Here is a 21,711-nt window from a genome sequence, read left to right on the forward strand (position 1 = left end):
TCAATGGTATCTGCGGTTGATCTATGGCGATGGCCTATAAATCATGCTATAATTTAGTGTAATGCCTTTTTTAAAGGTTTTTTTAGAACTTAAAATAAATTTACCCATGCCTAAAGATACAGTAAAATCACAAATTAGCTCGTGAAATAGATGGTGTAAGGAGTGACTAAGGAATGGAAAAGAAAACAAAAGATTACTCCAAATATTTTGATTTCTCGGATGCGAAGATTATTTCTGAAGATGAGCATAGCAAAAAGATCCGTATTCGCGGACGTGAAATCAACATTATGGCGGAGCCGAACCATAGAAAAGAAAAGCAACGCGGTAAAGAGGATGTACAGGTATTATATGATAACGCAGTCCCGGATGAGCTAAAGCATATCGGTGAGGGAAAGCATTACATCGTATACACATTTGGTTGCCAAATGAACGAGCATGATTCCGAAACCATAAAAGGTTTGCTGGAGCAAATGGGCTACCAATCAACCGAGGATCGGAAGGAAGCAGACATCATTTTACTAAACACTTGTGCTATCCGTGAAAATGCGGAGGATAAAGTGTTTGGCGAGCTGGGTCACCTCAAGCATCTCAAAACAGAAAAGCCAGGACTGCTGCTCGGCGTGTGTGGCTGCATGTCACAGGAAGAGAACATCGTTAACCGGATTATGCAAAAACACGGTTTTGTCGATATGATTTTTGGTACCCATAATATTCATCGTCTGCCTCAGCTCGTCAAGGAAGCACTCTTTAGCAAAGAAATGGTGGTCGAAGTGTGGTCTAAGGAAGGCGACATTATCGAAAACTTGCCGAAGAAGCGCGAGGGTATGCGGGCTTGGGTGAACATTATGTACGGCTGTGATAAATTTTGCACCTATTGCATTGTTCCCTTTACACGTGGTAAGGAAAGAAGCCGTCGTCCAGAGGATGTTATCGCTGAAGTACGGGATTTGGCACGTCAAGGTTTTAAAGAAATCACCTTACTGGGGCAGAATGTTAACGCTTATGGTAAGGATTTGAAAGATTTGAATTACAGATTCGGGGATCTGATGGATGATATGCGCAAAATCAATATCCCGCGTGTACGTTTTACAACATCACATCCACGTGATTTTGATGACCATTTGGTAGAAGTGCTCGGTAAGGGTGGTAATTTGGTGGAGCATATCCATCTGCCTGTTCAATCCGGTAATACGGATATATTGAAGAAAATGAACCGAAAATATACCCGTGAGCGTGTTCTGGAACTGGCAGCGAAGATTAAAGCAGCTGTTCCGCATGTTTCTCTGACAACGGATATCATTGTAGGTTTCCCGGGCGAAACAGACGAGCAGTTTGAAGATACTCTATCTTTGGTGCGCGAGGTCGGCTATGACTTTGCCTACACATTCATTTATTCACCACGTGAAGGTACGCCAGCTGCTTCGATGGAAGATAATGTGCCTATGTCGGTCAAAAAAGAGCGTCTCCGGCGTCTGAACATTGCGGTGAACCAAAACAGCCTTCGCTTTAATAGTCGATTGCGTGGCGAAGTGGTTGAAGTGTTGGTGGAAGGCGAGAGCAAAAATGACAGCAAAGTGCTTGCCGGTCGGACCCGTTCCAATAAGCTTGTACATTTTGAGGGTTCTCAGGACCTGATTGGTTCCTTTGTTCAAGTGAAAATTACGGAACCTATGACCTTTTACATCAAAGGTGATCTGGTTGAAACGGCTGTAGCAGTTAACGGATAAAAGAATATTCTAGCGGGTTGCATGCGGTCTGAGTAAGGTTGTGTGCAGGGCCGTCTAAGTGAGAAAAGGAGCGATGGACAATGACAGAGGAGCGGTTGCAACAAACAGAACTTCAATCGGCGGCGCGCCAGCATGATCATTTGGTCAATCGCGAAATGATATTGGCAAAAGCCAAAGAATTAGCAGGTATTTTGGGTAGCAGTGAGGAAGTACAGGTATTCCGGAAAGCAGAAGAAAAGATTCAGGATCATGGGCGCATTCAGCAACTGATTGCAACGATGAAAAAGAAGCAAAAGGAAATTGTTGCATTTGAATCCTTAAAAAATCAAAAAATGATTGCCAAAATAGAGGCCGAGCTACAGGAGCTACAGGAAGAACTTGATGGTATTCCAATTGTAACGGAGTTTCAGCAGAGTCAGGTGGAAATTAATGAGCTACTGCAAATGGTGATCATGGCGATTCGTGATACCGTTGCTGAGAAGGTGAACGTTGAAGAGGGAAAAAGTACTTCCTCGTCGAATTGCAGTGATTAGAATGAAATTTATGGTGTGGAGGCGTAGCTTCCACGCCTTTTTTTCGAAAGCAATTTGCCATCGTATATATTTATAAGACATCAAGAGAAATGGGACAACATAGAAGGGATGGAAGCAAGGGAATGGATAAGTTCGGTAAGATGCTAGAGGGCGAAAATAATACTTTTTGGGAGTATTTAGGGTGTGAGCTGATTGCAGCTGATGCAAACGAGGTACAGATCGCTTTGGAAGCCAAACAAGAGCATACCAATGTGATGGGTATTGTCCATGGGGGTGTGCTTACTTCATTGATGGATCAGGCGATGGGGATGGTCAGTATGGCTTCACGAAATATGGATCCATGTGTAACGACGAACCTGAATGTTCATTTCTTGTCAGCCATGAGGCAAGGCCGACTGGAGGTTAGGGCGCGGATTCTTCATCAGGGAGGTCGGACTATAACCACTGAGGCGGAAGTAAGGGATAGTGAAGGCACACTTGGGTCTACATCTACAGCAACCTTCCGAGTATTACGTACACAAGCAAGTGATTCAGGTAAGGCCTGACGCTTGACAAAAATTTTTATTATGTCATAATGAATTTATCAAAACGATATAATATGGTGATGCCAATGGATAGCAATCGTATAAACGAAGAGGCGCAAAAGGCGTCGTATAACATTAAGAAATACCGCACTCCAGATGGAGCTCCGGCGGATATCGTTATGTTTACCTTAACGAAGCGGGAGCGCAAGACGGTAACAAAGACATTGCCGATTCGGGAGCTGAAAGTGATGCTCATCAAGCGCCGCAGTTGGCCGTTTGCAGGACGCTGGGCGTTGCCTGGAGGGTTTTGTCAGGAAGATGAATCCATGTATGGAGCTGCCAAGCGGGAACTGTTAGAGGAAACGGGTGTGGACGGCGGGCATCTGGAGTATTTGGGTGTATATAGTGGACCGGGACGTGATCCGCGCGGCTGGATCATATCGCATGCATTTTTTGCGCTGGTAGAAGAATGGATGTTGGAACAGCGTCAGGCGGCCGATGATGCTTCCGAGGTGGGGCTATTCACAATCCGCGAAGCGTTGGAGGAATTGGAGCTGGCATTTGATCACCGGGATATCATAGTAGATGCTTATCGCAAAATTCAGTTGCAGATGCTTCAGACGACGATCGCCAAGCAGTTTTTACCGCTACATTTTACACTGGGTGAATTATATCAGGTGATACAGAGTGTCGTACCGGACTTCGAAGAGCCAAACTTTATTCGCAAAATAACATCGACTCGTAGCAGACAGGGAATTCTGGAAGAGGTGCGTGATGAGAACGGCAAACCGCTCAGTTCCAACCAGTATTCACAAAGACCGGCACAGTTGTACCGTTTTAGTGACAGAGTACCGCGTTTATCTATCTACACGTAACGTCTAATGTAATAGGTACGCATAGAACGTACAATTTCACTTTGAGGATAAGGAGCTGACCGTACGATGCAGGCACTAATTGTGATTGATTACACGAAAGATTTTGTGGATGGTAGTTTGCCTGTAGGACAACCTGCGATTGAGTTGGATGAACGGATCGCAGCAATTACGCAGGCATATGTAGATCAAGGGGACTTTGTCGTCATGGCTGTGGATTTGCATGAGGAGAACGACCTTTATCACCCAGAGAGCAAGCTGTTTCCTCCGCATAATATACGTGGAACCAACGGACGACATTTGTATGGCAAGCTTCATAGCCTCTATGAGCAACAAAGTGATCTTATCTACTGGTTGGATAAAACACGGTATAGTGCTTTTGCGGGCACAGATCTGGAACTCAGGCTGCGAGAACGTGGTATTGTGGAAGTTCATCTGATTGGTGTATGTACGGATATATGTGTACTGCATACGGCTGTAGATGCTTATAACAAAGGTTTTGCTATTACTGTATACAAGGACGCTGTGGCGAGCTTTAATCAAGCTGGACATGATTGGGCTTTGGGTCATTTTGAGGGAAGTCTTGGAGCCGCGGTACGATCGGCTGAGGATACGGTTTTACGCCAGAAGAAGTAAAATAACTTAACGATTGTGCACCAATGTCCGATAACAAAATGGAGCCGGATATTGCTGAATCTGGACAGATGAGGCGGTAGCGCCACAAACCTGGAGACAGTCAGAGAGGATGATTACAATGCAGTCAACGAGCCTCGCATTACATACAGATAAATATCAGATTAATATGATGTACGCCCACTGGGTGAACGGAAGTCACCAGCGTAAAGCTGTGTTCGAGGCGTATTTTCGTAAACTCCCTTTTGGTAATGGATATGCCGTGTTCGCGGGTCTGGAACGCATTGTGAATTATATTTCAAATTTGCGGTTTACAGAAGAGGACATTCGCTACCTGTCTGAACAGGAGGAGAAGTACGATCCCATGTTCATGGAGGCGCTTCGCCAGTTTGAGTTTGGTGGAACGGTCCATTCGATGAAAGAAGGGGCCCTTGTTTTTCCCAACGAGCCTCTGGTACGTGTTGAAGGAACGATTATGGAAACGCAGCTTGTCGAAACGGCATTGCTGAATTTTATGAACTATCAGACACTCATTGCGACAAAGGCATCGCGCATCAAGCAGGTGGCAAGTGACGATACACTGCTCGAATTTGGAACACGGCGTGCGCAGGAGGCAGATGCAGCGATTTGGGGAGCACGAGCAGCTTATGTGGCTGGTTTTGACGCGACTTCTAATATGCTGGCAGGCGAACATTTTGGAATCCCGACGAAGGGGACACATGCCCATTCATGGGTGCAGACCTTTATGACGGAGCAGGAGGCGTTTGACGTCTATGCGAAGGTTTTGCCAGACCAGGTTACACTGCTGGTAGACACCTTTGATACGCTGGAAAGCGGTGTTCCTCATGCGATTCGGACAGCAAAAATGCTAGAGAGTCAGGGCAAGCGTATGAATGCAATTCGTCTGGATAGCGGTGACTTGGCTTATCTATCCATTCAGGCGCGGGAAATGCTCGATGCTGAAGGCTTAGATTACGTACAAATTGTAGCTTCCAATGATTTGGATGAAAATACGATTTTTAACCTGAAAGCCCAAGGGGCACGTATTGATGTATGGGGTGTAGGAACACAGCTTATTACGGCTTCGGATCAACCATCGCTTGGCGGGGTGTACAAGCTGGTTGAGCGTGAAGTAGATGGCGAAATGCTGCCGACGATTAAGATCTCGGGGAATCCAGAAAAAGTATCCACACCAGGCAAAAAGGATGTATATCGCATTGTGGATAAGAAGAAAGGGAGAGCTGTAGCCGATTATATTTCTTTTCCGGATGAAGAGCGTCCGCGTAATGGTAAGCGCCTGAAGCTGTTTAACCCTTTGCATCCGTATATGAAGAAGTATGTAGAAAATTACGAAGCCGTGCCGATGCTTGAGCCTATTTTTATAAATGGACAGAAGGTATATGAGCTTCCCGAGCTGGATGAAATTCGTGCCTACCATACTTCACAGTTGAAACTGTTCTGGCCAGAATATTTGCGGAAGCTGAACCCTGAAATTTATCGTGTAAATCTGAGCGAGAAGGTATGGGAGCTAAAGCAAAAGCTGATCGACAGCTATATGCAGCCCGAAGTTGAAGAAAAAGAATAGTTGGAAGAGGCACCTCATGAATGCATGGGGTGCCTCTTTGTGTTGAAGCATGTAGGAAATAGGAGCTTATTTATAAATTTCTCTCATCACATGTCGTAGCTCAGGGACAATAATGCGTTCCATTGCCAAACGAACGGCTCCGCGTGAGCCAGGCATAGAAAATACAGCTGTCTGGCCCACAGTGCCAGCTACAGCCCGGCTTAAGATAGCTGCTGAACCAATGTCCTCAGCAAAGCTTAAATAACGGAAGATTTCCCCAAAGCCAGGTAGTTCCTTATCCAGTAGAGAAGAGACAGCTTCATATGTAGTATCACGTGGAGAAATACCGGTACCACCTGTCAAAAGAACAGCCTCGATGTCATCCTGTGCCGCTGCTTCGGATACTAACTGCTGAATACCTTCGTAGTCATCCTTGACGATGACATATCGAACAACTGTATATCCATTGGTTTCTAGTAGATCCATGAGCAGTCGTCCCCCAGTATCTGTTTCCACGGTGCGTGTGTCCGAGACAGTCACGACCATGCAATTCACTTGTTGGGGGGATTCCTGACGGTGTTCCTCTACAGAAGACATATTCATTAAAATGTTCACTCCTTGATCGGTGGTTAGACATACACTTTTTACAATAGAGCAATGACTGAGCGTATGCAAGTCAGAAACAGGGGCTAAAAATCTATGTGATTAATATCCTTGCATTTGCACACTGGAATATAGTACACTTCCTTACATAAGTCGGGATTATATTGTTTTGTTTTATTATTGAAAGCGCGCACATCAAATGATTAACCTCAAGGGACAGCGGGTAATAGTACAGCAGGGTCAACAACTGGGAGGTAATGTAATATGAATCATTCATACCAACAATGCGTGGATGCTTGCCTGGAATGTATGAACGCTTGCAATGTATGTTACGTAGCGAGTTTGAAGGAATATGATTTAGCTATGCTGCGTGAATGTATTCGAGTGAGTAGGGAATGTGCAGAAATATGCGGATTTGCTGCCCAAATGCTGCAGCGTGGAACGGATTTTGCCGAGCAAATCTGTGAGCTGTGCGCCAAGGCCTGTGAGGTATGTGCTGCTGAATGCAGCAAGCATTCCCATGATCATTGCAATCATTGTGCAGAAGCCTGCCGTCGTTGCGTTCAGGCCTGCCGCCAATTGGTGGCAGTATAATTACATATATGGAACTAGTGCCTGAAGAGGAAATAAAAGGTTGCTTTCTACTGAATAGGTTTGTATAATGATTGGAATTAACGTCATGGAACGGGAGAGTAGCAGCGAAGCCATATCATTACAGCGAGCCGGAAGAGGTGGAAGCCGGTATGAGATCCGATGTGAAGCGCACCCGGGAGACGGTTGATCCAACGAGCAGAACTTCTAGTAGATCAGCCCGGCAGACACCGTTATTAGTCATTGGAGTGAAATCGCGATTTGTGTAGTTAGCTTTAGCTGCACAACCGATTTACGAAGAGTGGTACCGCGGGATATTGAAGTTCTCGTCTCTTGAATGATTTCAAGAGGCGGGGGCTTTTTTTGTTAGATTCTATAAAAAGAAGGAGAGAGATCATCATGTTAATGAGGATTGCTGCTCAAGCGATATTGGCCCATACGGGCTTGGAGGAGAAAGAAATTTTATCTTTATTTGAGGTGCCTCCGCAGCCTGAATGGGGAGATATGGCGTTTCCGTGTTTTGTGCTGGCTAAAAAGTTTCGAAAGTCTCCGCAGCACATTGCACTGGAATTGGCGGAACTAGTAGGCCATAAAGAAGGTTTAACCGCTTCAGCATCGGGTGCCTATGTAAACATAACCTTGGATCGATCGGTTCATATTCCGCTTATGCTTGCTGAATTGAGCAAGGCTGATTTCCTCAGGCCTAATATCGGGAACGGGCAGCGGGTAGTTATTGATATGTCCTCGCCTAATATTGCCAAACCGTTTGGTATCGGTCATCTTCGCTCTACGGTTATCGGTGCTGCCTTGTATCGCATACTTGGTGAAACAGGTTATGTACCTATTAGTGTGAATCATCTTGGGGATTGGGGAACACAGTTTGGTAAGCAAATTGCGGCCTATAAAAGATGGGGAAATGAGGAGCAGTTACAACATGATCCGATTGGTGAATCGCTAAAGCTATATGTGCGTTTTCATCAGGAGGCCGATCATGATCCGACTTTGGAGGATGAAGGGCGCGAGTGGTTCCGACGTTTGGAACATGGGGATGCTGAGGCTCAACAACTATGGGAGTTTTTTGTTGAAATCAGTCTGGGTGAATTTGATCGTATGTACCAGCGTCTAAACATTACATTTGACCATGTGCTGGGAGAAAGTTTTTACAATGATAAGATGCAGGCAGTTATTGATCAATTAAGAGCAAAAGGATTGTTGGAGGAAAGTGATGGGGCGCTCGTAGTTCGCCTGGAAGACGAGGAACTGCCTCCGTGTCTTATTCTGAAAAAGGATGGAACCACCATTTATCCGACACGTGATCTGGCAACAGCGATTTATCGTCATGAAGTGATGAAGGCTGATCGGTTGCTGTACGTTGTTGGTGGGGAACAGAAGTTGCATTTCCAGCAGGTGTTTGCGGTGCTGAAGCATGCAGGGGAGGCATGGGCGGAGCAATGTGAGCATGTGCCGTTTGGATTAATGCGGTTTGCGGGTAAGAAAATGTCCACAAGACGTGGCAAGGTTGTGAAGCTGGAGGAGGTGCTGGATGAAGCTGTAGCGCGTGCTCAAGGCATCATTACTCAGAAGAACCCTGGTTTACAGGAACAGCAGGCAATAGCGGAGAACGTTGGAATTGGGGCGATTATTTTTGGTGATTTAAAAAACAACCGGCTGAATGAAGTGGACTTTTCGTTGGAGGAGGCGCTGACCTTCGAAGGCGAGACCGGGCCTTATGTACAGTATACTCATGCGCGCATCCGCAGCCTTCTGGAGAAAGCCCATGCTCGCGCCGATGTTGATGTTAATACTAATCCTAGCGACAACGATCTTGTCCAAGATAGCCATTCTCGTGATTTGAATGACGTATCGGATGAAATGTTGGGTGACGCAGGTTGGGCGCTGCTTAAGCAGTTGGGTCGCTATCACGGACAACTGATACGTGCGGTTCGCCAACTGGAGCCTTCGGTAATTGCGAGATTTGCATTGGATACGTCCCAGGCGTTTAACCGTTTTTACGCCAAGGAAAGGATTGTCGATGGTGGACAGTGGCGTATTCAGTTGGCGGAACAAACTGCGGATATTCTGGCATGCGCGTTGCAACTTCTTGGTCTGAAAGCACCGAATCGAATGTAAGCAAAGCGAACAAAGGGCAGCGAGTTTTTGCTGGCGGGATGACTGCTACCATACCTGGCTCTTCCAAAGGAATACTGTAAAAGATTAATCTGTTACAAGCACTTTTGGGTATGTATAAAGATTGTGAGCAGAAAAGAGTTAGACGGGTTACACTAATCGCAGGTATTCCACTGTCTTGCAACCAATTTGTGCATATTTGAAACATTTGATGCTTTTATTGCGTCGGTAAGTGTAGAAGCAAAGTAAACATGGAGGTGTATCTCATGAAAAAGAACAAAAGCGTGACAGCTGCCCTGCTTGTCATCTGCTCATTGGCAGTAGCAACGTCGGCCTCTGCTTTTCGTGATATAAAGGGAGCTGAACAGGAGAAGATCGTAAACTCACTTCAGGACAAAGGAATTATTCAAGGAATAACCAAGGATAAATTTGTACCGGATCAAACGCTCACGTATGCACAAGGAGTACACTTGGTTGTTCGTGCCATGGATCTTCAGGTAATGCCTGATTTTACAACGGGTTCCTTTGCAAACATTCCGGCTTCCGCATGGTATGCTCAGTCCTATCGGATTGCAGCCCAACACCAAATCCCTTTGTCACCAGATATTGATCCAAGCACTCGTATGACAAGAGAACAATTTGCTAATATTCTGTATAAAGCAGTGAGTGCAACGGGTGAATATCCAACTGTCCGTATGTTAATTAATGTAGCGGATGGCAATAAACTAGACCAGGAATCAAACGCAGCAGTTCAATTCCTGCTACTGACCAAAATTGCAAAATTGGACGAACAGAGCAACTTTAACCCGGATCGTAAAGTAACGCGGATGGAGGCAGCAGAAATGGTCTATAACGCATCCGAATTTGTACAAAGTCATAAAACGGTTGAAGCTACTCCTGAAAATCCGGCTGAGCCTGTAGATCCGGTTCAACAAAACAATATTAGTATGAGTATAGAGAAGGCAAATGACCAGCTGAACAAAGTGACAATCACCCGTCTGCAGGCACCTAATCCAGGTTACGGCATTGAAGTGGATCACATCGACTACGTAGATGATACAAATGCAGTAATTTACTACAAGCTGACTAGTCCAAAGCCAGGGGAAATGAATATTCAGGTCATTACGGATACCCACACAAGTACGTTGGTAGACAGCAAGTATCAGGTTACGCTCAAAGCAGTAGATGGAACAGTGCTTCCACCCACAGGAACAGGCACGTCTGTAGCTAAATAAAATTACAAGCCATATGTCCTATATAAAAATAAAACCAGCAAGTCTCCAATGTGTAGGGGAGACTTGCTGGTTTTTTTGATGCCAAATGTTCATCGTTAGCCCTAAAGAATAGGGCTATTCAAGCTTTAAATGCTGACTTTGCCAGTAAGTAAGTCATTTTGCGCAGGAGGTGTAGCAGAGGATGAATCTGATTCTGTTGCAACTGTTCCCGACTGGAGCTGATACATTTGGAAGTAACGACCGCCTTGAGCCATAAGTTCGTCATGGCTACCCCGTTCAACAATTTCACCCCGATGCAGCACCAAAATTTGGTCCGCACTGCGAATGGTGGACAAACGGTGAGCAATGATAAAGGTTGTACGTCCCTTCTTGAGTACCTCAAGAGCGGATTGGATGAGCGCCTCCGTTTCGGTGTCAATATTGGCGGTAGCTTCATCTAGGATTAAAATTGCGGGATCAAAGGCTAGTGCACGAGCGAAGGAAATAAGCTGGCGTTGTCCGGCTGATAAGGTGCTGCCTTTTTCAATAACGGGCTCATCGAATCCTTGCGGCAAATGGGCCAGCAATTTGTCGGCTCCAACGTCATGCAGCGCTTTATTTACCTGTTCTCTCGTGATTCGGCTGTCTCCGAGACTGACATTGGAGGCTACCGTACCTGTGAACAAATATGGATCTTGAAGAACAATGCCCATATGATGTCGAAGCCACTGCTTAGGGATGTCTTTGACAGACGTTCCGTCAATGGTGATCGTTCCTTTTTGCGGATCATAGAACCGGAATAGCAGGTTGATAATCGAACTTTTGCCTGATCCGGTATGTCCAACAAGGGCAACTGTTTGCCCGGGGTGTGCTGTAAAGGAAATATGTTTAAGTACATCATCCTTTTTGTAAGCAAAGGAAACGTCGTTAAACTCTACCTGGCCTTTGTAGCGCGGCATCGTGCCGTCCGTCACTGGCTCTCCAGTTTCGTCCATCAACTCAAATACGCGTCCTGAGGATACGATGGAAGTATCCAGTACAGCGAGTTGGTTGACCATACCCGTCATAGGTTGGAACAGTCGTCCCAATACATCGACGAAGGCATACAATACGCCTAGTGATACAGCACTACCTGTAGTGCCAAGCGCCTCAGATCCGAAATACCACAACACGACGGCAAAGGCGAGATTTCTCAACACGTTGACTAAATTGTGCGAAGTGAAGGCGTTCAAATTCAGCATTTTATTCTGATGCTTCATGTAGTCATCATTCAGTTCTTCAAACTCTTGCTGCGTTTGTTTCTGGTGTCGGAATACGCGAATAATGGACATCCCTTGAATCGATTCATTGATAATCGCATTAATCTCACTGAGTCTGGACCGAATGATCGTATTATAGCGGGTGGCGACCTTACGATACAATACAATCCACAAGATCAGTAACGGTACAATAAACAGAGAGATAAGACCCAGTCTGAAGTCCAGTAAAAAAAGTGCAACATATACTCCTGCCATCGTTACAATCCCTGAAGTGAAATTTGACAGCACAGCCACAAACAAATCTTTGACTGCCTCAGTGTCATTCGTAACACGGGATACGACCTTACCTGCGGGCAAGTTATCAAAAAAGTAAACTGGCAACCGCTGGATGTGCGCGTAGAAATCAAGCCGAAGCTTTTGAATGACCTTGTTCGCCGAGGATTGCAGCCAGTATGTTTTGCCGAATTCAGCAAAAATGGAAATAACCAGGAAGAAGCAATACCAACCAATCAGTTGAAAGATACCGGGCATTTCCGGTTTGTAAAAGCTATACAGTTCATCAGCTGTCAGAACCTTGGCTTCATAGCGAAAGGTGTCGGAGCCACGTGTCACAGTCAGCGTTCCGTTCGTAAAGGAGCGATTACCGTCAGCCACTTGAACCGAGCCATCCACAAATACGAAAGATTTTCCAACTTGTAAAATTCTCGCTTCGCGACCTTTAGTCTCCCCGGACTCAAAGCGATCTTCACGCTTAAAGTGGGTTCCCGCATAGCTTACAGTGCCGTCGTCCACACGAGTTGTTTCATAAAATGGTTTTTCAATAGCGAGCATATGGTCGTCGATCATCGTTTTGGCGATGAAGGGACCAGCCAGCTCGGCGGCTACTCCGATAGCCAAAGCGATGAGAGCGGCGATAAAGCCTGCTTTGCTCGTCAGTGCGTACTGGAATAGCCTTTTGCCGATATTGGGTTTCATTAGGATACCTCCCCTGAGGTCAGATCAGATTCCACTTGTTGCCGTTCATACTGTTGTCGGTACCATCCGTCAGTCTGAAGCAGCTCGCTGTGGGTTCCTTCCTCAATAATGCGTCCTTGCTCCAACACGACGATCCGGTCTGCATGTTCTACAGCGGAGAGGCGGTGGGTGGAGATCAGAGTCGTTTTACCTGAGCGCTTGCGTCGGATATTGTCAATAATTCTAGCTTCCGTCCGGGCATCTACTGCAGACAGTGCATCGTCGAGCAATAGAATATCCGGGTCACCGATAAAGGCGCGTGCCAGCGAAACGCGCTGCTTCTGGCCGCCAGACAGGGCGATACCTTTTTCTCCGACCAGTGTATCTAGCCCGTCAGACAGGGTACCTAAATCCTGATCGAAGGCAGCAGTACGGATTGCTTCCATAATGTCGTCATCAGCTGCATGAGGTTTCCCGAATTGAATGTTCTCGCGCACTGATTTGGAAAACAAAATTTGCTCTTGCGGCACGTAGCCGATCCAGCTGTGTAGTTGTTCTACTGCAATGTCCTCCAAACGTATGCCGGAGATTAAAATATCACCGCTACCCGTCGGATATTCATGCAGTAACTGTTTGAGCAGAGTGGATTTTCCGCTGCCAGTTCTACCGACGACGCCTAGCGTTTCTCCGCGTTTGAGATCCAGACTCACATGTGACAGATTGTCAATAGTGGAGGTAGGGTAACGGAAGGTAACGTCTTTCATCCTGATGGATTCGAGGCGGTCCACTGGAACAGGTTGAGCGGCATCCTGAACGTCTGGCTGGACATCGAGAGTTTCATTGACCCGGTCCAGTGAAGCGCTACCGCGCTGCATAATGTTAATCAGCTCTCCAATGGCAAACATCGGCCAAATCATCATTCCTAGATACATATTAAAGGAGACCAATTCGCCTAGCGTGATATCGTTATGAAATACCAGATAAATACCATACCCGAGTCCAATGACGTAGCTAAGTCCTACACATAAACGGATTGTTGGTTCAAAGAGGGCATCCATCCGGGCGACAGCCAGATTTTTACGAAATACATCGTCAGTAATATCAGCGAAACGCTTTTCGTCCATTCGCTCTTGCACATAGGCGCGAATGACCCGGATACCAGCCACGGATTCCAACACCTGATCGTTCATATCACCAAATGCATCTTGTGCCAGTGTGTAACGCTCATGAACGGCTTTACCGTAAATGCTCATAGCCAGTGCAATAAAAGGTAGGGGCAGGATAGCTGCCAGTGTCAGCTTCCAACTGATTAGGGTGCCCATGGCAACTAATACCACGCTCAGATAGACCGTAGAGTCTGTCAGTGTCAGCATGCCGAAGCCCGCTGTACTTGCTACGGAGCGAAGGTCGTTCGTAGCACGAGCCATCAGATCGCCAGTGCGATTACGTTCAAAAAATGGAGGGGTCATCCGCAGCAGATGATTCATAAAGCGTGTGCGCAGTAAGCGCTCCACCAGATTGGCACCACCAAACAGCTTGTGCATCCATATGTACGTAATGTAGTAAATGACGGCTAGAATGCCTATGATGTACAAAATATAATGCCAAAGTGAGGACCAGGAAATCGAACCGCGCACAATTTCATCAATGGCACTACCTAGCAGCCGAGGTGGAGCAAGCTCCAGTACCCCAACAGCTATCAGCAAAAACAGTCCAATGGAGTATCGGCTTCGTTCTCTTTTAAAAAACCAGCTTAAATTTTTAAGTACTGAAAACAAGAGGAATCCCATCCTTTCATGACAAGTTCATTCGAGAGTTGTGTACCATTTTGAAGAAACAACAGGGCTTGCTGCCACAAGTATGATCCGACAACAGGCGAAAAAAAGGCATACCGTCCGCAGACGATATGCCTTAAATCTCAATATCATATGGCGCGCAGGTATTTTCAGCACACTCACCACTGAAAAACTGCTCAAACGCAGGCAGCCACTCGTATTAAACCATACAACATGAATGGCCCAATTCTGAAGGATGCGACAGGGGAGATGCTCCGGTATGAAGTTGTTGTGTTTGTAGATGTGGGTAAAATGCAATAGGAAATTTTAGCACCGGTAACACTCCTTTCTTCCTCAAAATGGATTCATTCTAACATGAGTAATCGTTCAAATTGGTAATAAATTTCAAAATGGTTCTCGTATGGTTGAATCTTAACACCCTTTTTTGCGAATTGTCAAACCTTTTTCAAAAAAATGTATATGGCTTTCCAAGAAGCTGGCTGGGTTAGGACGGTTGGTGGTCATTCTAAAAAATGCTATGATATAGTTAGCAGACGTCATTGTATAAGGAGATGAGAATAGCGTATGAGCATACAGGTAACTGAACCTGCGGCACAGTGGTACATTAAGGAGCTTGGTTTGAAACGTGGAGATTCGATCCGTTTTTTTGTTCGCTATAGCTCTGGCGGTGGGTTGCATCCAGGCTTTTCTCTGGGAATTGCCGTAGAGCCTCCGCAGCACCCCGTATTACAGCATGAAGCGGCTGGCATTACGTTTTATATGGAGGACCAGGATTACTGGTATCTCAAGGGCCATCATCTGGAAGTTAAGTATTTGGAGGAACATGATGACATTATTTATACCTATGTTGAGGATGGACAAGCTTAGTACTCCACTGTCAATCATAGCGTGCAAATAATTGTTCTTGGACATGAAAAGCGGCGGAGTATCGTGTTACAGGAGATGAACCTGTAACACGATACTCCGCCGCTTTTTTGTGGTTAAGGCGGGTATGTCGTATGTTAAGGGTTGTTAAGTATCGGGCCATCGAGTGCAAAATCAAAATCATCAATGTCGTACACATGTACAGGTACGGAAGCTTCGATAATGCGGTGGATCCAGTCCAATTGATCCGTCAGAATGGGTAATGATTCACGCTGAGCTGTTAACACCAGTTCAGTCTCAATTGGATCAAAATATTCTCCGTAATGTGCTGTATCAACAGCATTAATGATAATGAGTGATGTATTGGCATCGAATAGAATAGGCAAGCTCTTGGCCCAAGGCATCTGAAGCGCACGCCGAATTTTTTTCTGATTCAACGGTTCCTCAAAATAACTGATCAACTCGCTTACCTTCCGCTTCACATGTTGATCGTCCATAGGATTATCCATGAGCGGCTCTGTGCTATCCTGGAATTCGTATAGCTCTAGCAGTGATGTGTAAGGCACCATATATTCCACAGGGGCGGGAGATGTAAGAAGTTGGCCATATATAGCCACCATTACAGCTTCCGTTACAAATTGTCGAGACATCGGTCAAGCCTCCTGCATTTACCAAATTATGCGATATGAGTATACCACAAAGCGGGACTGAATTCAGCCCGACATGCAGATTGCTATCATTTATTCCTATATTTGTTGTACGAATTTAGCTGCGGCCAATTAACAAGGAAAGCAATCCGGCAGCAATTAGAGGTCCAACAGGAACTCCTTTAAAGAAGGCAACGCCAATGACGGTCCCAATCAGTAGACCTGTCACAATAATGGGCTGTCCAGACATCAAAGTTACTCCGCGGCCGCCAAGGTAGGCTACCAGAATTCCGATACCAATCGCGAGCAGTGATTTCCAGTGCAGGAAGGACTCCATCACCTGATTGATGCTGATTTTACCGCTGGCTAGCGGGGTCATGACCCCAATCGTCAAAATAATAATTCCGATCGTCAGGCCATACTTTTCGAGCCAGGGGAAAGCAGAATGAAAGCTGGTTACCCGCAGCAGCAGTAATACAACCATGGCAATAGTCACGGTAGAGTTGCCACTAACAATCCCAAGACCAGCCAATACCAGTAAGATAAGTGAGCTGTAATCCATACAGATGTTCTCCTTCGTTTATTTAGCTTTGGATATGCTCCGCGATTTGACGCCCGTGCCAGCGGCCTGTTTCAATAAACACTTCATTGGCATTGCTGCCTGAAGCGATGACCCCCGCGACATATATACCTGGGATGTTCGTTTCCATCGTGGCAGGATTAAATTCTGGTTTGTCCAGATCTTCAGCCATATGAACGCCGACAGACTCCAGTAGTTTTCGTTCCGGGTGAAATCCAGTCAGTGCCAGTACAAAATCATTTTCGAGTCGGAATGCTTCAGTGTCCAGCGGAGTGACTACGACATGGTCTGGATGAATTTCGGTAATGCGTGCGCCTAAATGCAGCGTGATCTTCCCTTTTTGTACCATACTGTCAAACAGTGGACGAACCCACGGCTTGATGTATTGGGACAACTCGCTTCGACGATATACCATATCAATCGTAGCTCCGACCCGCACTAATTCCATCGCAGCATCTACCGCAGAGTTACTGCCACCGATAACTGCAACCCGGGTTCCTGTGTAGGGATGGGCTTCGCTGAAATAGTGAGTGACTTTATCCAATTGTTCCCCGGGAATGCCCAAATAGTTCGGATGATCAAAATATCCTGTAGCCACAACGACATAGCGTGACGAATACGTTTTGGTTATTTCTCCTTTGCTCAGGGTATGTACAGTAAATGTACCGTCATCCTGGCGATGAATAGACTGGGCCTCCTCATAATGCTGAATGTTCAAGTTATAATGTGTAGCTACCTTACGATAGTACGCCAGTGCTTCATGACGAAAAGGTTTGTCATTAGGGGTACTGAATGGAATATCACCGATTTCAAGTAGTTCAGCGGTGCTAAAAAACTGCATGTTCGTCGGATACAGAAAAATGGAGTGAACGATGTTGCTTTTTTCAATAATGACAGTTTGCAAACCTCTGCGGCTGCATTCGATTGCAGCAGATAGTCCGCAGGGTCCGCCACCGATAATGATTACGTCGTGCATTTGGTTGAACCTCCAGTTGTATTGGTTTATTACGCCAGTTTTGTAGGGTTAACATTATTTTGACGATTAAAAACGGATCTCAGGATTGAAGCAAATCGCTCAGTATGTGAGAAGTTTTCAAATAATAATCCTACCGCAATGCGAACACAATATCCAGCCGTTTTCAGAAAAGATGACAGACGGTGAAGATTGACAGCCACATTTAGTGAACATATAATTAGATATATATCTAATTTATGTGATTGAATTCGTTTGCATAGCAAGTATGTACTAGTGAAAAGAGGTGCAATAACGATGCAACTGGATAAAATGGTCAATTATCATAAAGCACTTGCTGATCCAACGCGAATGCGGATACTACTTCTTTTGTCCTGTGGGGAGATGCATGGCCAAGCTTTGGCGAAAAAGCTGAATTTGTCCCAACCGACTGTTACGCATCATGCTTCCAAACTTCGTGAGACTGGGTTGATTAAGGAACGACGTGATAAAAACACGGTGTATTTTACACTGAATCCAGAATTGATCCGGCAGCATGCCGAGGCGACGGTGCGATTTATTTTCGAAAAAGGAGAGGGGGAGGAAGAGATGTCAGAGTTGAATGAAACGCTGGAGGCATCGGTCTTACGCAATTTTTTTTCCAAGGACGGCAAGTTGCGCCAAATCCCTGCGCAGTATAAGAAAAAATTGATCGTACTTCAGATGCTGGCAGAAAAGCTGGAGCCAGGCCGCATGTATCCTGAACGTGAATTAAACGAGTGGATCAAGCAATACCATGAGGATTTTGCAACGATTCGGCGTGAGCTGATTATGCATCAGTTTATGTACAGGGAACGGGAAATGTACGAATTGAACCCGCGTGAGATGTGGACGCGCTGGGATCAGGTACGCTAAACGAAACTTGACAAAGATTTCAAAAAAGTTTCGTAGCTGCCTTGACAGACAATTGATGGACTTGTATGATAAAGGAAATTTTAGGAGGAGGCGATGTTATATGCGTACGAACATGAATGGATGGGTTCAGCAGCAGAATGACTTGTCTCCCGCACGGACAATGCACAGTTAAAGACTGTATAGATCTATAGTCTTGGCTTAGCAGTTGGTTGGACAGTAGAACCAACAAAATCCGCAGGGAGTGATTCCCTGCGGATTTTTTATGGTTAGGCGTCTTGTTATCCAGTTGTTGGTTCTGGGGAGTGGTCTGTGAGAGACTGCTTGCTTAAGTGAACGAACGGATCGCATCGACCTGAATCGTATACCCTCCGCAGGGAAACCCCTGCGGATTTTTCGCGTTGTTCGCATGCGGGGAGAAAATGTACACCTATCAAATAACATTACGATCAAAAATGAACAATGAATTCAGGAGGAAAACAATGAGTATACATGAATACGGTTGGTCTGATTACTGGAACGTTTTTTGGGACCAATGGAAGCAAGGCTTTGAGGAACGCACAGGAAATACACAGGTACGTCCTGCTCGCTTGATTGCCGATTACGGACAAAAGGTGAAGCTTATCACAATGGATGGAGAACGCTGGGGAGTGTCTTCAGGTAAGCTACGACATGCTGTTGTCGATCCGGCGGAAATGCCTGCTGTAGGGGACTGGCTAGCAATCACTACGCCAGATGAAGTGTCGGATGCAGTAATTCATGCCGTCTTGCCGCGGAAAAGTCGAATATCTAGACAGGCAGCGGGCTTTGAGACGAGGGAGCAGCTGATCGCTACCAATGTGGATACGCTGTTCCTTGTTAATGCGCTGAATCATGATTTTAATATGCGCAGACTGGAACGGTATTTAATTATGGCTTGGAACAGCGGGGTAAACCCGGTTGTCGTTTTGAGTAAGAGTGACCTTTGTGAAGATGTCGAACAACGGGTTGCTGAAGCGGAGGGAGTTGCCCCTGGTGTACCTGTTATCGTTATTTCTGCTTTGCAGAATGAAGGCAGAGAGCAACTGGAGACGTTTCTTCAGCCTGGCTCTACAGTTGCTTTGACAGGCTCTTCCGGTAGTGGCAAATCCACGATAGTAAACTGGCTCTCCGAGTCTGAGGTTCAACTGACACAGGATGTGAGGGAGGAAGACAGTCGGGGCAGGCACACAACCACTCACCGACAGCTTTTTCCTATCGCAAAGCAAGCCGTTTTGCTGGATACACCTGGTATGCGCGAGCTTAATCTATGGGATGATTCCATGGGTGTCGCTCATACCTTCACGGATATTATGGAAACGGCGCAGCAGTGCCGTTTTGCAGATTGCAAGCATAAGGGCGAAGCTGGATGTGCAGTGGAGGAAGCTATAGAGAGAGGGGAATTGTCGGAATCCAGAGTGAACAATTATCGCAAAATGCAGCGGGAACTGGAATATCAGGCGCGTAAGGAAGCAGACCGGCGCAGGAAAGATAGTCGTTCAAGCACAACCCCGGGGCGTAGGGATCAGCGAAGTGGCTGGCTAGGGATCAGCGAAGTGGCTGGCGACGTGATGTGGAGTGGTGAGCCGAACTGCAGTGAAGTATCAAATGTAAAAATATACGAAAATCTATGTTGTAGTCGGCATATGGTATAAAGGGGTGAATATATGCCGAACTACAGCATTGTGGTGGATTTATCGGATCGTCGTTTATATTTGAAGGATGGAGATCAGATTGTTCTTAATTATCCAGTCGGTATTGGCAAGCTGGCTACACAGACACCGCATGGGCAATTTACGATTATTAACAAACAACCTAATCCGGGCGGACCTTTCGGAGCGTTCTGGATGGGGCTGTCCAAGCCGCATTATGGCATTCACGGCACCAATGAGCCATGGTCCATTGGCAAGATGGTGTCACATGGCTGCATTCGAATGCAGAATAAGGATGTGCTTGAGCTTCAGGAGAGGGTAAGTATAGGCACGCCAGTCACGATACAGCCGTAGCGGCTAGACGACATGAGACTCTGTATCTACTCATACGTGGAAACCGCGTCATAGACTGTATCTGTGAAGCGTATTTCATGGCGAACGGCCGTAACTTTAAGTTAGATGCTGCGTTTAGTTACGATTTGGGTTGGATAGGGATACGGGCTTCAATCTGTTTGGAGCCCTCTTTTTCGTCTGCAGATTTGACTAACGGTCCCGAAAGACGTTCTCCTTGTGTACCATACGCCTGTTTGGCGTTGGTCCACATATCTTCGTTTGGTTCGAAACTTATGACTATGATGTAGCGGTTGGCAAGGCTCGGCTTTTTGACCCTCATGCTGAAGGAGCCGTCAGGCATAACTTTGGTTTGATCATCGTAGCCAAACTGCCATCGTCCCGGAAAATCAATCTTGAGTTTGACGTCCGACCCTTCCAGCAAATTGCTGCGCGCATATACATGATAATAGTTACCCTCTTGCTTCACATCAGGCTTAATCCACACTTGAGGGCTGCCGTAGTCCTTAGGTTTGTTCCAGACGGGCTTAACTAAAGGGGTATTGCGTTCTTGTTCAGGATCAAATTCAGCCCCAATCCGAACTTCATACAGAAGCTGTTTGTTTTCTTCGTATTGATATACATAAGGACCTTCCAATTTGTTGCCACCGCTGCCATACAGATTTCGTATTTCATTGTCTTGGTCATCTGGACGGAACAGAACAGTCAGATCCATACTGCCCTGTATTCCGGGGCGTTGTACCTGGAGTACAAAACTTCCGTCCTTTTGAACGGTTGTCTCATCCGTGTACCCAGTTAACAGGGAGTTTTTGACCGCAAGATTCCCTTTGATCCGTGCTCCGGCCGGGAGGTTGGAATGTCCTGTAACCTTCACGGTATTTTTATCAATGCTGACGCCACCTGATATTTCGACATAGCTGCTGCCTTGCTGATGGACAGGTGTATGATTGGCAGCTCGTTCATCAAGGGATGATGCACCTTGGTTGGGATTACCCGTTACGGTGTAGGCACGTGCTTCAGCTTCATGTTGGGCTATACTCCGGGTTGAAGCTTTTTCCCTGCTGCATGCAGCCAGCATCGTTAGAATTAAGAATGCGAATAAAAGGTTGCAGACTATTTTGGTAATCATGTGTTTACTCATGGTTTTTGTTCGCTCCTTGTCCATAGCTTCCAGGCTTAACGTGATAAAATTATCGAAACTTTATGTATTTACCCTTATTAAAGGGTATGTAATCCCGCCTGCTTTATCCTATAAGGAACGTACCTGTTTAAACAACAGGCAGAATGGTTAAAAATGGATAGCCTGATCATCCCCTTGAAAAGCAGGGGCAGCTTGCT

General features: G+C 46.0%; 20 protein-coding genes and 1 other annotated feature. Of the genes, 13 read left to right on the top strand and 7 right to left on the bottom strand.

Annotation, left to right across the window (positions count from 1 at the left end; translation table 11 throughout):
- The first annotated feature begins 173 nt into the window (after window positions 1-173).
- From miaB to JOD82_RS07245, 6 genes are all read left to right on the top strand, one after another.
- Window positions 174-1,727, top strand: a complete 1,554-nt coding sequence (miaB, locus tag JOD82_RS07220) for a tRNA (N6-isopentenyl adenosine(37)-C2)-methylthiotransferase MiaB (RefSeq protein ID WP_209948052.1) — start codon at window positions 174-176, stop codon at window positions 1,725-1,727.
- Window positions 1,728-1,807: 80 nt separating this feature from the next.
- Complete coding sequence (locus tag JOD82_RS07225; RefSeq protein WP_023988245.1) at window positions 1,808-2,260, top strand: YlbF/YmcA family competence regulator; 453 nt, start codon at window positions 1,808-1,810, stop codon at window positions 2,258-2,260.
- Between the two features lie 122 nt (window positions 2,261-2,382).
- Window positions 2,383-2,805 carry a PaaI family thioesterase gene (locus JOD82_RS07230; protein ID WP_029517046.1) on the top strand — a complete coding sequence of 141 codons (423 nt, stop codon included), beginning with the start codon at window positions 2,383-2,385 and terminating at the stop codon, window positions 2,803-2,805.
- Window positions 2,806-2,870: 65 nt separating this feature from the next.
- Window positions 2,871-3,659: an NUDIX domain-containing protein gene (locus JOD82_RS07235; protein WP_023988247.1), complete on the top strand. Its 789-nt coding sequence runs from the start codon at window positions 2,871-2,873 to the stop codon at window positions 3,657-3,659.
- A gap of 66 nt (window positions 3,660-3,725) precedes the next feature.
- Window positions 3,726-4,292: a cysteine hydrolase family protein gene (locus JOD82_RS07240; protein WP_029517047.1), complete on the top strand. Its 567-nt coding sequence runs from the start codon at window positions 3,726-3,728 to the stop codon at window positions 4,290-4,292.
- Window positions 4,293-4,410: 118 nt separating this feature from the next.
- Window positions 4,411-5,874 carry a nicotinate phosphoribosyltransferase gene (locus JOD82_RS07245; RefSeq protein WP_069011437.1) on the top strand — a complete coding sequence of 488 codons (1,464 nt, stop codon included), beginning with the start codon at window positions 4,411-4,413 and terminating at the stop codon, window positions 5,872-5,874.
- A 66-nt stretch (window positions 5,875-5,940) separates the two neighbouring features.
- On the opposite strand, the gene JOD82_RS07250 is transcribed toward JOD82_RS07245, so the two are convergent.
- Window positions 5,941-6,456, bottom strand: coding sequence for a MogA/MoaB family molybdenum cofactor biosynthesis protein (locus tag JOD82_RS07250; protein WP_029517048.1), 516 nt, complete (start codon window positions 6,454-6,456; stop codon window positions 5,941-5,943).
- A 264-nt stretch (window positions 6,457-6,720) separates the two neighbouring features.
- Between JOD82_RS07250 and JOD82_RS07255 the strand changes: the two genes are divergently transcribed.
- The 3 genes from JOD82_RS07255 (at window position 6,721) to JOD82_RS07265 (ending at window position 10,409) form a co-directional block, all read left to right on the top strand.
- Complete coding sequence (locus tag JOD82_RS07255; RefSeq protein WP_029517049.1) at window positions 6,721-7,050, top strand: four-helix bundle copper-binding protein; 330 nt, start codon at window positions 6,721-6,723, stop codon at window positions 7,048-7,050.
- A gap of 77 nt (window positions 7,051-7,127) precedes the next feature.
- Window positions 7,128-7,384: a binding site (T-box leader), on the top strand.
- A 62-nt stretch (window positions 7,385-7,446) separates the two neighbouring features.
- Complete coding sequence (argS, locus tag JOD82_RS07260) at window positions 7,447-9,177, top strand: arginine--tRNA ligase (RefSeq protein WP_069011417.1); 1,731 nt, start codon at window positions 7,447-7,449, stop codon at window positions 9,175-9,177.
- Between the two features lie 263 nt (window positions 9,178-9,440).
- On the top strand, window positions 9,441-10,409 hold the full coding sequence (locus tag JOD82_RS07265) for an S-layer homology domain-containing protein (RefSeq protein WP_069011418.1): 969 nt from the start codon (window positions 9,441-9,443) through the stop codon (window positions 10,407-10,409).
- Window positions 10,410-10,534: 125 nt separating this feature from the next.
- Here JOD82_RS07265 and JOD82_RS07270 read toward each other — a convergent pair whose 3' ends face one another.
- The gene (locus JOD82_RS07270; protein WP_069011419.1) at window positions 10,535-12,622 is read right to left on the bottom strand and encodes an ABC transporter ATP-binding protein; all 2,088 of its coding nucleotides are present in this window, start codon (window positions 12,620-12,622) and stop codon (window positions 10,535-10,537) included.
- Window positions 12,622-14,379, bottom strand: coding sequence for an ABC transporter ATP-binding protein (locus JOD82_RS07275; protein ID WP_069011420.1), 1,758 nt, complete (start codon window positions 14,377-14,379; stop codon window positions 12,622-12,624). Before JOD82_RS07275 ends, JOD82_RS07270 begins: the two co-directional genes overlap by 1 nt.
- A 582-nt stretch (window positions 14,380-14,961) precedes the next feature.
- On the opposite strand from JOD82_RS07275, the gene JOD82_RS07280 reads away from it, so the two are divergent.
- The gene (locus JOD82_RS07280; RefSeq protein ID WP_039273555.1) at window positions 14,962-15,264 is read left to right on the top strand and encodes a HesB/YadR/YfhF family protein; all 303 of its coding nucleotides are present in this window, start codon (window positions 14,962-14,964) and stop codon (window positions 15,262-15,264) included.
- A 134-nt stretch (window positions 15,265-15,398) separates the two neighbouring features.
- Here JOD82_RS07280 and JOD82_RS07285 read toward each other — a convergent pair whose 3' ends face one another.
- The 3 genes from JOD82_RS07285 to JOD82_RS07295 all read right to left on the bottom strand — a co-directional run bounded on the left by JOD82_RS07285 (window position 15,399) and on the right by JOD82_RS07295 (window position 17,464).
- A complete protein-coding gene (locus tag JOD82_RS07285; protein ID WP_039273552.1) occupies window positions 15,399-15,911 on the bottom strand; it encodes a hypothetical protein in 513 nt (170 codons plus the stop codon).
- Between the two features lie 115 nt (window positions 15,912-16,026).
- Window positions 16,027-16,470: a DUF441 domain-containing protein gene (locus JOD82_RS07290; protein WP_039273550.1), complete on the bottom strand. Its 444-nt coding sequence runs from the start codon at window positions 16,468-16,470 to the stop codon at window positions 16,027-16,029.
- A 22-nt stretch (window positions 16,471-16,492) separates the two neighbouring features.
- Entirely contained in the window at window positions 16,493-17,464 is a 972-nt protein-coding gene (locus JOD82_RS07295; RefSeq protein WP_029517056.1) for a YpdA family putative bacillithiol disulfide reductase, read from the bottom strand.
- Between the two features lie 294 nt (window positions 17,465-17,758).
- Here JOD82_RS07295 and JOD82_RS07300 point away from each other — a divergent pair, with 294 nt between their 5' ends.
- From JOD82_RS07300 to JOD82_RS07310, 3 genes are all read left to right on the top strand, one after another.
- On the top strand, window positions 17,759-18,355 hold the full coding sequence (locus JOD82_RS07300; protein WP_029517057.1) for a DUF2087 domain-containing protein: 597 nt from the start codon (window positions 17,759-17,761) through the stop codon (window positions 18,353-18,355).
- Between the two features lie 479 nt (window positions 18,356-18,834).
- A complete protein-coding gene (rsgA, locus tag JOD82_RS07305) occupies window positions 18,835-20,025 on the top strand; it encodes a ribosome small subunit-dependent GTPase A (RefSeq protein WP_208332486.1) in 1,191 nt (396 codons plus the stop codon).
- Between the two features lie 12 nt (window positions 20,026-20,037).
- Window positions 20,038-20,376 (top strand): L,D-transpeptidase, encoded by a 339-nt coding sequence (locus tag JOD82_RS07310; protein WP_029517059.1) that lies wholly within the window; start codon window positions 20,038-20,040, stop codon window positions 20,374-20,376.
- A 118-nt stretch (window positions 20,377-20,494) separates the two neighbouring features.
- Here the strand turns inward: JOD82_RS07310 and JOD82_RS07315 are convergent, their stop codons facing one another.
- Window positions 20,495-21,514: a flagellar motor protein MotB gene (locus JOD82_RS07315; protein WP_209018285.1), complete on the bottom strand. Its 1,020-nt coding sequence runs from the start codon at window positions 21,512-21,514 to the stop codon at window positions 20,495-20,497.
- Between the last annotated feature and the right edge of the window lie 197 nt (window positions 21,515-21,711).

Source organism: Paenibacillus sp. 1182 (genome assembly GCF_017833915.1).
GTDB classification, from domain to species: Bacteria; Bacillota; Bacilli; order Paenibacillales; family Paenibacillaceae; genus Paenibacillus; species Paenibacillus polymyxa_D.